Origin of the sequence: Pararhodonellum marinum (assembly GCF_015354735.1) — a bacterium.
In the GTDB taxonomy this organism is placed as follows: domain Bacteria; phylum Bacteroidota; class Bacteroidia; order Cytophagales; family Cyclobacteriaceae; genus Pararhodonellum; species Pararhodonellum marinum.
This window is the reverse complement of record NZ_JACEFJ010000006.1, coordinates 1-11,877: the sequence shown is the minus strand read 5'-3', so window position 1 is coordinate 11,877 and position 11,877 is coordinate 1. Positions and strand designations below refer to the sequence as shown.

10 protein-coding genes are annotated in these 11,877 nt (G+C 42.1%); 6 read left to right on the top strand and 4 right to left on the bottom strand.

Annotated elements, in window-relative coordinates; all coding sequences use genetic code 11:
- Positions 1-209: 209 nt before the first annotated feature.
- The 4 genes from H1A14_RS12490 to H1A14_RS12475 form a co-directional block, all read right to left on the bottom strand.
- Positions 210-935, bottom strand: coding sequence for a DUF4397 domain-containing protein (locus tag H1A14_RS12490; protein WP_194776603.1), 726 nt, complete (start codon positions 933-935; stop codon positions 210-212).
- 305 nt (positions 936-1,240) lie between these two features.
- Positions 1,241-2,611 (bottom strand): Gfo/Idh/MocA family oxidoreductase, encoded by a 1,371-nt coding sequence (locus H1A14_RS12485; protein WP_194776602.1) that lies wholly within the window; start codon positions 2,609-2,611, stop codon positions 1,241-1,243.
- Between the two features lie 279 nt (positions 2,612-2,890).
- Entirely contained in the window at positions 2,891-3,961 is a 1,071-nt protein-coding gene (locus H1A14_RS12480) for an Ldh family oxidoreductase (RefSeq protein WP_194776601.1), read from the bottom strand.
- A 58-nt stretch (positions 3,962-4,019) separates the two neighbouring features.
- On the bottom strand, positions 4,020-4,964 hold the full coding sequence (locus H1A14_RS12475; RefSeq protein ID WP_194776600.1) for a Ppx/GppA phosphatase family protein: 945 nt from the start codon (positions 4,962-4,964) through the stop codon (positions 4,020-4,022).
- Between the two features lie 316 nt (positions 4,965-5,280).
- On the opposite strand from H1A14_RS12475, the gene H1A14_RS12470 reads away from it, so the two are divergent.
- From H1A14_RS12470 to H1A14_RS12445, 6 genes are all read left to right on the top strand, one after another.
- Entirely contained in the window at positions 5,281-6,864 is a 1,584-nt protein-coding gene (locus H1A14_RS12470) for an acyl-CoA carboxylase subunit beta (RefSeq protein ID WP_194776599.1), read from the top strand.
- A gap of 168 nt (positions 6,865-7,032) precedes the next feature.
- The gene (locus tag H1A14_RS12465; RefSeq protein WP_194776598.1) at positions 7,033-7,809 is read left to right on the top strand and encodes an ABC transporter substrate-binding protein; all 777 of its coding nucleotides are present in this window, start codon (positions 7,033-7,035) and stop codon (positions 7,807-7,809) included.
- 244 nt (positions 7,810-8,053) lie between these two features.
- On the top strand, positions 8,054-8,560 hold the full coding sequence (locus tag H1A14_RS12460; RefSeq protein ID WP_194776597.1) for a hypothetical protein: 507 nt from the start codon (positions 8,054-8,056) through the stop codon (positions 8,558-8,560).
- Positions 8,561-8,768: 208 nt separating this feature from the next.
- The gene (locus tag H1A14_RS12455; RefSeq protein WP_194776596.1) at positions 8,769-10,112 is read left to right on the top strand and encodes a Gfo/Idh/MocA family oxidoreductase; all 1,344 of its coding nucleotides are present in this window, start codon (positions 8,769-8,771) and stop codon (positions 10,110-10,112) included.
- A 12-nt stretch (positions 10,113-10,124) separates the two neighbouring features.
- Positions 10,125-10,880 (top strand): 3-keto-disaccharide hydrolase, encoded by a 756-nt coding sequence (locus H1A14_RS12450; RefSeq protein WP_194776799.1) that lies wholly within the window; start codon positions 10,125-10,127, stop codon positions 10,878-10,880.
- A 41-nt stretch (positions 10,881-10,921) separates the two neighbouring features.
- Positions 10,922-11,482, top strand: coding sequence for a 3-keto-disaccharide hydrolase (locus H1A14_RS12445; RefSeq protein ID WP_228527777.1), 561 nt, complete (start codon positions 10,922-10,924; stop codon positions 11,480-11,482).
- Positions 11,483-11,877: the final 395 nt, after the last annotated feature.

Below are 11,877 nucleotides of genomic sequence, written 5' to 3'. Positions count from 1 at the left end.
GATGCCGTAAGGCCAACAGAAAAAGCAAAATCTTTCGTCAAATGCCTTTAGGTATTTTATGTGGGTAGCCAAGTTGCCGTGAGAGAAATCCCGTCCCGTACGGGATGGAACACCAAAAGGATTGATCGTTCTCTACCCATTTTATCCCAATAAGGTCAAAAAAAATCCCGGATGCCAGCACCCGGGATTTACTACTCACCCAAAAGATATCAAAAAATAATGTGATTCGTAATCAGCTGTAAACTTAAACCGTTGCTGTTTTCAGCCGGAGGGGTCTGAAAACCTCGGAAAACCAAAGAATAAATCCTATTACTTCTGATTTCAATGTCCTGAGCACTGACCAAAGTTTCCCCTTCTGCATTTTTTACGGTAAAAGTGTAATTTCCTTGAGGAAGGGATTCAAAGGACGAAGCCTCCATAAAATCTAGTTCCAAGGTTTCCTCAGTTTCATCTTCTGTGATCTCGAGGATTATCCCCTCAGTATCAGGGGATAGATGCACCCCTCGGAATTTGGCATTGCCCTCGGTGGGATCTGTCCAAATGTCCTCTACTACCAAGGCTTTCAAAGCGGCCACCTCATCGGCAAGAAAAATGGAATAGGCTTTATCAACCTGAAAAGTAAGCGTAGTATCCAAAAGTGTATTTACTGCATTGAATGCTGAAAAACGAAAAGCCCTGTTCCCGGTAAAAAAGCGGTTGTAGTTGATGTACTCTGTAAAATTGAAAGAATTGTTGGTTATTCGCCTGTTGTCAACCTGAATGTCCAGTCCCGGTGCATCCGGTGCACCATGATAAAATGAGACAAAAGCTGCTGGAGGTATTGGGGTACCGTCATTGTTGTTGAGGCAGGCAGTGAAAGTGAATAAGGTCACAGCCAGCAAAAGCAAGGAATTCATGGTCCTGGTCAAAGGACCTTTACAATCATTTTTCATCATGTTGGTTTAGTTTTGTTTTCTTATCCAAGACGAACCAACCTCTAAAAATGCTACAATGGGTTGTAATTTTTTACTTCAAAACAAAAATTAGGCAGGAATTCCAGCAGGATTAAAATAAGACAAAACCTTGAAAGAGAACTGAAAAAGATGAGAGTGAAGTACTTATAAGGGATGTGAAAGCATATCAATTAAATGTAAATTTTCATGTAGCCTACATGAAAATCCAACCTCTTATCTACAGAAAAAGGAATCCATGGTTTTGTTTACCTATGTTGGCCTTCGATCTAAAAAAATGGTTTGATCCATTAAACTTGATCTGGTTCAGGGTGGACCCAAGGGCTTCTATAGGGCCTTCTCAGTAGGGCAGTGGCTTCAGGATCGCCAGGAATTTCCATTTTAACAGGGTCATAGTGCAAAGGCCGACCCAATTTCATGGAAAGGTTTGCCAGAATGCAGGAGGCGGTGGAAATATGCCCTTCCATCACATCGGCAACCGGTGATTGGCCATTGGACACCGATTCCAACAAATTCTGTAGATGTCTCCTCGTTGCCGGAACGGCATGGATTTCAATACCTTCTTCCTTAGTATCTTCAGGATATTTTTCCCTTTCATAAAGGGCTTCCCAATGGATTTTTTCCTCTTTTGGATCAGTGGGAAAGAAGTCTGCCTTAAACGGGCTTCCCGCTAACATCCCCTTTTCACCATAAATCTTGAATGCCCAAGGGTATTCCGGATCCACTGGATTTCCCCAAGTCCTGTGTTGCCAAACCACATTCAATTCATTAAACTCAAAAATGGCTGTTTGGGTGTCGGAAGTGTTGGATTTACTGGCTTTTTGGACATAAATCCCTCCTGTAGAGCTGACTTGATGCGGCCAGCCCAAATCCAACATCCAGCGGACAGCATCCAGCATATGCACACACATGTCTCCCACGATGCCATTTCCATATTCCATAAATGCTCTCCACCAGCCTCTGTGAGGCAGGTCATCATAGGGACGTAAAGGAGCCGGACCAGTCCAAAAATCATAATCCAAAAAAGCCGGAACTGGCTTTTCATCCGGATTTCTATTTGCCCTCATGTGAAAGTAGCAGCAGATCTCCGCATGGGATATTTTTCCCAGCTTTCCACTGTCTATGACAGTTTTCTTGGCTTCTATCAGGTGTGGAGTGCTTCTCCGCTGTGTGCCTATCTGTACTTGTTTGTTGTATTTTTTAGCAGCCGCCACCACAGCTTCTCCTTCGATGACATCAACGCTGATTGGTTTCTGTAGATAAACATGGGCGCCTGCTTTCATAGCTGCAATGGCCTGTAGGGCATGCCAATGGTCAGGAGTACAAATCAATACTATGTCTAATTGGTGATTGGCAAGAAGTTCCCTGTAATCACTGTAAGTTTTGGGTTTTCTGCCGGAAAGGTGTCTTTTGGCAGTCATCTCAGCAGCCTCCCGAAGGTGGTTTTGATCCACATCACAAAGTGCTACCACTTCTACTTCAGCCACCTGAATCAGCCGCCAAAGATCCATTTTGCCATACCAGCCAGTTCCGATGAGCGCTACCTGAAGGGGTTGTTCAGGGCGGATATAATCCATCCCCATCAAACCCATACTAGCCAATGCTAGGGTAGCGGCACTTCCTTTTAAAAATTGTCTGCGGTCTGGCGAAAAGGTTTTCATGGAATAAGGTTTCTTAGGTTTGCTTAAAATTACCTCTCAATTTACAAAAAGCGCATATCCAAACAAATTTCTTTTGAGAAGGCTCCTGTTTAAGAGACAACTAAGCTTAGCCATTTCAAATCTCCTTAAAATTTAAGAATTAAAATACCTCAACAAATGCTAACTCTCTTTTTTAAAAACGACATAACCCCTACTTCGGTTAGTGGGCCAAACCAAAGGATTCAAAGATCCAGAAATACCCATATTCTTTATGAAGAAAAAATAAAGGATTGACTTATTTTATAACTCAATTCCAAATCGTTTACCCAGATCCCTGAGGTCAGTTTCGACAGCAGGAATCAAAGGAATCCCGTTTTTTTTCCTCTCGGCTTCCAGTTCTCGCTCCGGATCACCGGGAATCAGTACTTTTGCATGGTCAGGAGTGGTTTTTGCTGCCCTAAAGCGGCTAATCCAATTGTCCATGTGGGATTTAAATTCCTCAGCAGGCCTGAAGGCATCCACCCGCATGGCACCGAAAAAATGTCCAAGTCCAACTCCAACGGGATTGGGATCAGGCTCCAAAAATGCTACGAAGGGCGGAACCCAAGGTCCATAGTTGGCACCTGACAATACCGCCGAGAAAATATCCACCACTGCACCTAGACCATACCCTTTGTGTGAACCATGTTCACGGTCTCCACCAAGGGGGAGCAAGGCACCACCGGCTTTTACCCCTTTGGGGTCAGTAGTTGGATAGCCATTTTCATTTTGAATCCAGCCAAGGGGGGCATTTTCTCCTTTTCGCTGAAGCATTTCTAGCTTTCCGTTCGCTGCAGTGGTAGTTGCCATATCCAAGACGAATGGAGGTTGATTTTTAGCCGGAATGGCCACAGAGATGGGATTTGTACCTAAAAGTCTTTCTTTTGAAAATGTAGGGCTGACCAGAGGACTGGCATTGGTCAGGGAAATGCCGATCATGTCATGCTTTAAAGCCATCATGGCATGGTAGCCGGCAATGCCGTAGTGGTTCGAGTTTTTAACCGATACCCAGCCGGTTCCAGCAATTATTGCTTTCTCCATAGCGACTTCCATGGCAAAAGGGGCCACTACCAATCCCAAACCACCATCACCATCTATTACTGCAGTACTTGGTGTTTCGTAGCTCACATGAATATGAGGTTGGGAATTGATCCTTCCTTTTTCCCAAAGGCGTACATAACCAGAAAGACGGGCTACTCCATGGGAGTCCACACCTCTCAAATCGGCTGAAAGCAATACATCAGTAGCAAGAGCGGCATCTTTTTCAGGACAACCTATTCGAAGTAGAATTTCTTTGGTGAATTGGTAAAGGTGATCAAAAGTGAAAGTCATATCAATTTTACACAATTGGGTTGGGTCTACAATTTAAATAACCTTACAAGGCTATAAATCAGTCAGGACTGTTCACTGGGGCAATATTTTGGATCAATTGAGCAATTACCCCTTCTTTAAGTGCATAGTTAGAACAGATAATGTTGTTCACTGGAAGTTTATCAAGGATAAAGGAAATGAGGCAGGAGGCCACTACGATCATATCCACTCTCATGGCGATCATACCTGGAATCTTCAACCTTTCTGTTTTGTTTTGGGTGATTAACTTTTGATCCAGGTTTTCAAAGGCTTCTCTAGGTAAATTAAAAACTTGCTGGCCTTTTTGTTTGATTTGTTGGGTGGCAGCAAAATACATGTCGGTGAGCGTATCGAAAGTTCCAGATGCACCCACTAGTCCTGTGGGTTGAAATTGGGCAACGGCTTTGATCAAAGGACCCAACTTTTCCTGCAAATATTCATTGAGTTTTTCCACTTCTTCAGGAAGTATTGGGTCATGGTAATGAAACAAGTCCAACATCCTTTGTCCTCCTATTTCAAAGCTCTGCTTCCAAAGCACCTCTTCTTTGGTGCCAATGATAAATTCAACTGATCCACCTCCGATGTCCATCATCAAATAAGTGGCACCGTTAAGAGAACCACTCAGTTTGATTCCTTCATAAATCAATTGGGCTTCTTCTTGTCCACTGATTACCTGCACCTCAAAATCTAACTGACGTTTGACTTCCTTGACAAATTCCCGTCCGTTGCTTGCATTCCTCACCGCACTTGTCGCAAATACGAAAACCTGATTGATACCCTCTCCATCAATGAGGTGCTTAAAATGTTTCAGGGTATGGAAAGCCCTCTTTTGAGCGTCAGAAGCGATATAATTGTGGGAAATACCTCCTTGGCCAATTTTTACAGGCACTTTTTCCTTGTAGATGGTCTCAAATCCATCTTCTTTTAATTGCACCAATAATAAATGAAAAGTATTGGTGCCTAAGTCAATCACAGCTGCCTTCATATTCCTCTCTTAGGCCTAAAATTAAGATGTGCGAATATATAAAGTTTATTTAAAAACCATGCTCAAATAAGCCAAATTAAACTTTAGCCCCGTGCTACTTGATGAGGGGCATTGGAAATTAAATTAACTTACCTGGATTTGATGAATGAAATTTTTTACATACTTAGGCTATTAATGTATGAGTTAAAGAGAAATCATGCTACTTTTTATTCCAATAGTGACTTTAGAAAACCCCGAATAAAAAGCTTTACAAGGAGAAAATTTTCTCCCTTTGGGATAGCTCCTTATATTTGGAAAAACCTTCTACCAAAAATCAATGGACAGTCAGACCAAAGGCATTTATACCTTACCCGGAAATCAGGAAAAAACAGACCTGCTCAAAAAGAAAAATGAAGAGGCCCTCTTGGGTGGAGGAGAAGCCCGCATTGCATCCCAACATAAAAAAGGAAAATTGACAGCAAGGGAGCGGCTACATCTTTTATTGGATGAAGGGAGCTTTCAGGAAATCGACAAATTTGTCACCCATAGGGCGAAAGACTTTGGCTTGGACAAGGAACATTATCTGGGAGATGGAGTCGTAACAGGATATGGAGAGATCAACGGACGACTTGTCTATGTATTCTCTCAAGATTTTACAGTATTTGGGGGTTCTCTCTCTGAGACACATGCAGAAAAAATCTGTAAAATAATGGACATGGCCATGAAAAATGGCGCACCTGTCATTGGATTGAATGATTCTGGAGGAGCGAGAATCCAGGAAGGGGTGAGTTCTTTAGGGGGATACGCAGATATCTTTTACCGCAATACCCTTGCCTCCGGAGTGATTCCACAGATTTCGGCTATCATGGGGCCCTGTGCAGGTGGTGCGGTGTATTCTCCGGCGATCACTGACTTTATTTTGATGGTTGAAATCACCTCTTATATGTTTGTAACGGGTCCCAATGTAGTTAAGACCGTGACTCAGGAGCAGGTAACTGCAGAGGAACTTGGAGGCGCAAGAACACATAGTACCAAAAGCGGTGTCACCCATTTTGCCTGTCCCAATGAGTTGGAATGCATCAAACACATCAGGAACCTCCTGAGCTATATTCCTCAAAATTGTGAAGAGACAGCACCTGATTATCATTACGAGATTAAAGAGGACGAAATCAGGGATGTTTTGGATGACATCATCCCAGAAAACCCCACCCATCCCTATGACATGCGGGACGTAATCAAAGGTTTGTCAGATGAGGATTCCTTTTTGGAAGTGCATAAAGATTTTGCGGATAACATGGTGGTGGGTTTCGCAAGAATAGCTGGCCGGAGTATTGGAGTGGTGGGCAATCAACCCCAATCTCTTGCAGGGGTATTGGACAATGATGCCTCCGTGAAGGCAGCCCGTTTTGTTCGGTTTTGTGACTGTTTTAATATACCACTGCTTGTTTTGGTAGATGTTCCCGGGTTTCTTCCAGGAACAGACCAAGAATGGAACGGAATCATTTCCAATGGTGCCAAGTTACTATATGCCTTTTCGGAAGCTACCGTTCCCAGAATCACGGTCATTACACGTAAAGCCTATGGAGGGGCTTACGATGTGATGAATTCCAAACATATTGGTGCAGATCTAAACTTTGCCTGGCCTACAGCAGAGATTGCGGTGATGGGTGCAAAAGGAGCTGCTGAAATCATCTTTAAAAGAGAAATAGCCGAATCGGATGACCCTGAGGCTAAATTACAGGAAAAGGTGGATGACTATACAGCCAAATTTGCCAATCCTTATAGAGCTGCTCACCGTGGTTTTATCGATGAAGTGATCATGCCTTCCGAAACAAGGGACAAATTGATCAGGGGTTTTAAAATGTTGGAAAATAAGGTGGATAAATTGCCCAGGAAAAAGCACGGGAACATTCCTCTGTAATTCTATCTAGCTTAGAAATGGCATGTGCTGAAAAATCTTAAAAAGTTCATCGACATTTTTTGAAACATTTAGGGTCAAATGTTAAAGAATGATTGAAACAATGTGTTCCGAAAGTTTGAAGGATAATTGAACATCCATTTAAAACGATCAAAAGAAAGCCAAGTGCCAATGATTTCAAGTACCGATCAACTGAATAGAACCATTGAATTGAAGAATTATCCCCAAAGGATCATCTCCTTGGTGCCTTCTCAGACAGAGTTGTTGGTGGATTTGGGTTTGGAAGACCGGCTGGTGGGATTGACTAAGTTTTGTGTACATCCAGCTGGTCTTAAAAAAAGGAAAACCGTCATAGGGGGAACCAAAACGTTGAACTTGGATAGCATCTCTGCCTTGAAGCCTGATCTGATTATAGGCAACAAAGAAGAAAATGATTTAGAATCGATTCAAAAATTAGAAAAATCTTACCCTGTTTGGATTAGTGAGGTGAATAATCTAGAGGATGCCTACAGTTTGATCCATCATTTGGGCCAATTGCTTGATGTTTCCGAAAAAGCGAAGGCTTTGAGTGAAGCCATAAAAAAGACCTTGGAAAAGCCTAGGCCAAGATTGGGATCTGTCGTTTATCTGATCTGGCAAAACCCATTGATGGCTGCAGGTGCTGGAACCTTTATAGACCATATGCTCCATAAAGCCGGTTTTGAAAATTTAATGAGGAAAAGCAGATACCCTGTCCTGGAAATGGAAATGCTACAATCATTAAATCCAGAATACCTTTTGTTGAGTTCGGAGCCTTTTCCTTTCAAAACCAAACACCTGAGGGATTTTGAAAAAGCTTTACCCAAATCAAAAGTGCGTATGGTGGATGGGGAGGTATTTTCATGGTATGGGAGCAGTTTATTAAAGTCAGGGTCTTATTTCGAACAGCTTTCAAATATTTTGGGTTAGGTGAAAACCTATGTCATTGAGAAAAGTATACCATTTTTCTTTAGTAAAGTAGCAATTGCAGTAACTTGGATATAAGCGGAAGGACTACAACATCTTATAAGGCTTTTCGTAACTGATAAATAAATATGTAGGTATGCCTAGGATTTTGCTAATGTGTTTAATTGGAATTTGTGCTTGTAGCAGTAGTATAGGCTATTATCAGGTTAAAGAGGTTCAGATCAATCCTTTTTCTCAACCTTTAGAGATGGATCAGATTCTGCTGGTCAACCTTCCCAAAAACATTTCTTACGAAGATTTTAAGGTTTTTCAAGAGAACATTCCCGAGCAACTCAGGCACCATGGCTTCTTGGAAATCTGGGACAATGATTACCATGAACTGGAACTCAAATCCGCGGGTATCTATGATTTCACCACCGACCGGATGAAAAAGGCTTTGTATGATGCCCTGGGAGTAATCTACCTTCTAGATGTCAAAGTACTGGAAAAAAAACCATTTCGATATGGCAAACTGACTGCTTTATCCGAATACGGTAACCACCATCAAAGGAATGTAGTAGGAGGAAGTGATCCCATACAGAGTTCTCACAGAGTCACTATGGAATATACTCTCTATCGCACTGATTTTTTGGACACCGTGGCAAGGGTACAGGTTCTCGCCGAACACAAGGACAACAATACCCTTAACCCAAGAGTGCTTCAAAGGGATATCAGTTTACTTTTTCAAAAAATTTACGAATCAGAGGCTTATTAGCCCCTAAAATTGTGATTAAGGCTAATTTAATCCCAATTTCCTACTTCAATGTAATTGAAAAAGTAACATGAAGTCAAACCAAATTCAAAAATCCTAACCAAAGCCCCTGTTTATTAAATAGAAATTATCGAACTAAATGGCATACTTTATTAAAAAATTTAATTAACTTTTGCCACCCAATGCAAGATAACTCAAAATATTTCTGAACATGAAAAACAACAGAAGGCGCTTTTTGAAGCACCTAGGACTGACTGGTGCGGCTGCTGCCATGTCTCCTATGGCATTTGCCGAAGAGGGAGAAATAAAAACATGGTTAAGCAGAAATTTTCCCCACAAGGCTGATCAGCCGATCAAGTTGGGCCTGATAGGAGCAGGTATCATGGGAATAGAAGATACCAATACCGCATTAAGACATGAAAATGTCACTTTGGTAGCTGTATGTGACCTTTATCAGGGCAGATTGGAAAGTGCAAAAAAGAGATGGAATGATCAGCTTTTTTTGACCAAAGATTACCAAGAACTGCTCAGAAGAACAGATGTAGACGCCGTAATCATTGCCACCCCTGATCACTGGCACAAGCAGATCAGCATAGACGCCATGAAGGCAGGTAAGCATGTCTATTGTGAAAAACCGATGGTTCATTCCGTGGATGAAGGCATGGCTGTAATCAAAGCATGGAAGGAATCGGGGAAAATCATGCAAATAGGCAGTCAGGGGATGTCATCATTAGGAAATGAAAAAGCCAAGGAATTACTTGCGTCAGGGCTTATAGGTGATTTGGTTTATGCGGAAGGTTTTTGGGCCCGACATTCTCCTGAAGGGGCTTGGCAATATCAAATACCAGCCGATGGAAGTCCGCAAACTGTAGATTGGAAAAGGTACCTTGCCAATACCAAAAGCAGGGACTGGGATCCGCTGCGATTTTTCCGATGGAGAAATTACCTCGATTATGGAACAGGGATGTCAGGCGATTTATTTGTCCACCTGTTTTCCTCACTACATTTTATAACAAATTCTCATGGGCCCAACAAGATTGCGGCCATGGGAGGATTGCGCTACTGGAAAGATGGCAGGGAAGTGCCTGATATCCTTTTAGGCACCTTTGATTATCCATCCACAGAGCAGCATCCTGGATTTAACCTTTCGCTTCGTTGCAATTTCGTAGATGGAACGAGCGGCACCACCTATTTGAGAATTGTGGGCACCAAAGGGGCCATGGATGTGAAATGGGAAGAGGTGGTCGTCAAGCTTAACGGGAATGCGGAAGAAGATGACCCCTTTCTTCAGGAGCAGGCAAAATTGCGTGGTAACAATGTGGGTAGGGCAAAAATTCTTCCACCTAGGGAAATGACTTATGCGGCCGAAAGGGATTACAAAGGTGCCCACTATGATCATTTTGCCAATTTTTTTGACGCCATCCGCACAGGAGGCAAAGTGGTAGAAGATCCGGTATTTGGATTCAGAGCTGCCGCCCCTGCACTTTTGTGCAACGATAGTTACTTTCAAAATAAATTCATTAATTGGGACCCAGTTAACATGACCCTAACTTGATAAATAGACATGATGAAAAAATTTGTTTTGGTTTTAGCGGCAACCGGGATTTTGTTTGCCTGTGGGACGGAAACCACGGAAGAAGTGCTATATGAAGAAGAAATAATCGAGGAGGTGGGTGATAATAGGTTAACAAACGATGAAAGAAGTGAAGGGTGGATGTTGCTCTTTGATGGTGAAGATCCCCACGGATGGAGGGCCTTCAACGGGACAGCGTTTCCTGAGGGTTGGATAGTGGAAGACGGTGCTTTGAAAGCATTGGGAACGGGAGGAGACATAGGAGGTGATATTGTATTTGGTCCTATGGAGTTTGAGGAGTTTGAAATGGAGTTTACCTGGAAAATTGCCCCAGGTGGTAACAGTGGGGTATTTTACCATGTGGTGGAAGATCCCAAATATGCCGCTCCCTATGAAACCGGGCCTGAATACCAGGTATTGGACCAATTGGGTTTTCCTGAGCCTATAGAGGATTGGCAAGCCCTAGCAGCTGATTATGCCATGTATACACCGGATATTGAAGGGGCTGTCAAACCAGCTGGCGAATGGAATGAATCCAGAATAGTGTTTTCAGAACAGGGTGCAAGTTATTGGTTGAATGGAAAAAAAACGCTTGAATTCATCCCATACTCTGAGGACTGGAATGCACGTAGAAATTCTGGAAAGTGGGATGAATTTCCCGATTATGCCAAATCAAAAACCGGTCTGATTGCCCTGCAGGATCATGGCAGCGAAGTGTGGTTTAAAAACATCAAAATCAAAACCCTATGAAGAAATTAATGCGTTATTCCCTTTTCATTTTCGGTATCTTTATGATCATCAGCTGTGGTGGAAATGATGAAATCACTTTGTTCAATGGAAAAGATTTAACTGGTTGGGAAATTTACGGAACGGAAAAATGGTATGTAGAAGATGGGTTGCTGATCTCTGAAAGCGGACCAAATAAGGAATATGGCTACCTTGGAACCAAAGAAAATTACAAGGACTTTGAACTAAATCTGGAATTCAAGCAAGAGGCTGATGGGAACAGCGGTGTATTTGTCCGATCTACAGTAGATGGTACCAAAGTTTCAGGTTGGCAAGTCGAAGTAGCGCCACCTAACCTACATACAGGTGGTATATATGAGTCATATGGAAGAGGGTGGTTGATCAAGCCTGAGCCTGAAAAGGAATCAGCCCTCAAGTATGGAGATTGGAACAAAATGAAAATAATCGTAACTGGAGACCGGATCATTTCCTATCTAAATGACGTAGAGATGGTTGATTTTTCAGATGAAAAAATCGGAGAAGGTGAAGGAGGAATCCTGCTGCAAATCCATGACGGGGGAGGTATAAAGGTTTATTGGAAGAACATTGTCCTAAAACCATTGTAATATTTTGTAATCCAAGAGTACTCACTTGAATAAAGGACCCTTTTTTTAAGGGTCTATTTCTTTCAAAAATATGGTATTGATTTTCAGTTGAATAGTGAATTTTTTTAGATTTTTTTTTGAGTATCATTTTTATTTTTAAAAAAACCTTGCACCTTTGCAGGCCCAAATGAGGGAAAATAATAACCAAACATTATTCTAAATTAGATTTTCATGTTTGGTGAATTGAAATTTAATACCAGCAATCCATAGGTTTTTAAATGTTTGTTTCGAAAACCTGCTTCATCACCCAGAAGTCATACTTAGCCCTTAAAACACAAATAAGTTGAAGAGGGCTGATTGCATATCGATTAAATTTCCTTATCTTTGTCATCCCTTAACAGGGCACAGAATCCTCT

Coding starts and splice junctions, on each gene's coding strand:
- H1A14_RS12465 (WP_194776598.1), top strand. CDS start 7,033: ATGATTTCAAGTACCGATCAACTGAATAGAACCATTGAATTGAAGAAT.
- H1A14_RS12445 (WP_228527777.1), top strand. CDS start 10,922: ATGATCATCAGCTGTGGTGGAAATGATGAAATCACTTTGTTCAATGGA.
- H1A14_RS12475 (WP_194776600.1), bottom strand. CDS start 4,964: ATGAAGGCAGCTGTGATTGACTTAGGCACCAATACTTTTCATTTATTA.
- H1A14_RS12490 (WP_194776603.1), bottom strand. CDS start 935: ATGATGAAAAATGATTGTAAAGGTCCTTTGACCAGGACCATGAATTCC.
- H1A14_RS12470 (WP_194776599.1), top strand. CDS start 5,281: ATGGACAGTCAGACCAAAGGCATTTATACCTTACCCGGAAATCAGGAA.
- H1A14_RS12480 (WP_194776601.1), bottom strand. CDS start 3,961: ATGACTTTCACTTTTGATCACCTTTACCAATTCACCAAAGAAATTCTA.
- H1A14_RS12485 (WP_194776602.1), bottom strand. CDS start 2,611: ATGAAAACCTTTTCGCCAGACCGCAGACAATTTTTAAAAGGAAGTGCC.
- H1A14_RS12455 (WP_194776596.1), top strand. CDS start 8,769: ATGAAAAACAACAGAAGGCGCTTTTTGAAGCACCTAGGACTGACTGGT.
- H1A14_RS12450 (WP_194776799.1), top strand. CDS start 10,125: ATGAAAAAATTTGTTTTGGTTTTAGCGGCAACCGGGATTTTGTTTGCC.
- H1A14_RS12460 (WP_194776597.1), top strand. CDS start 8,054: ATGGATCAGATTCTGCTGGTCAACCTTCCCAAAAACATTTCTTACGAA.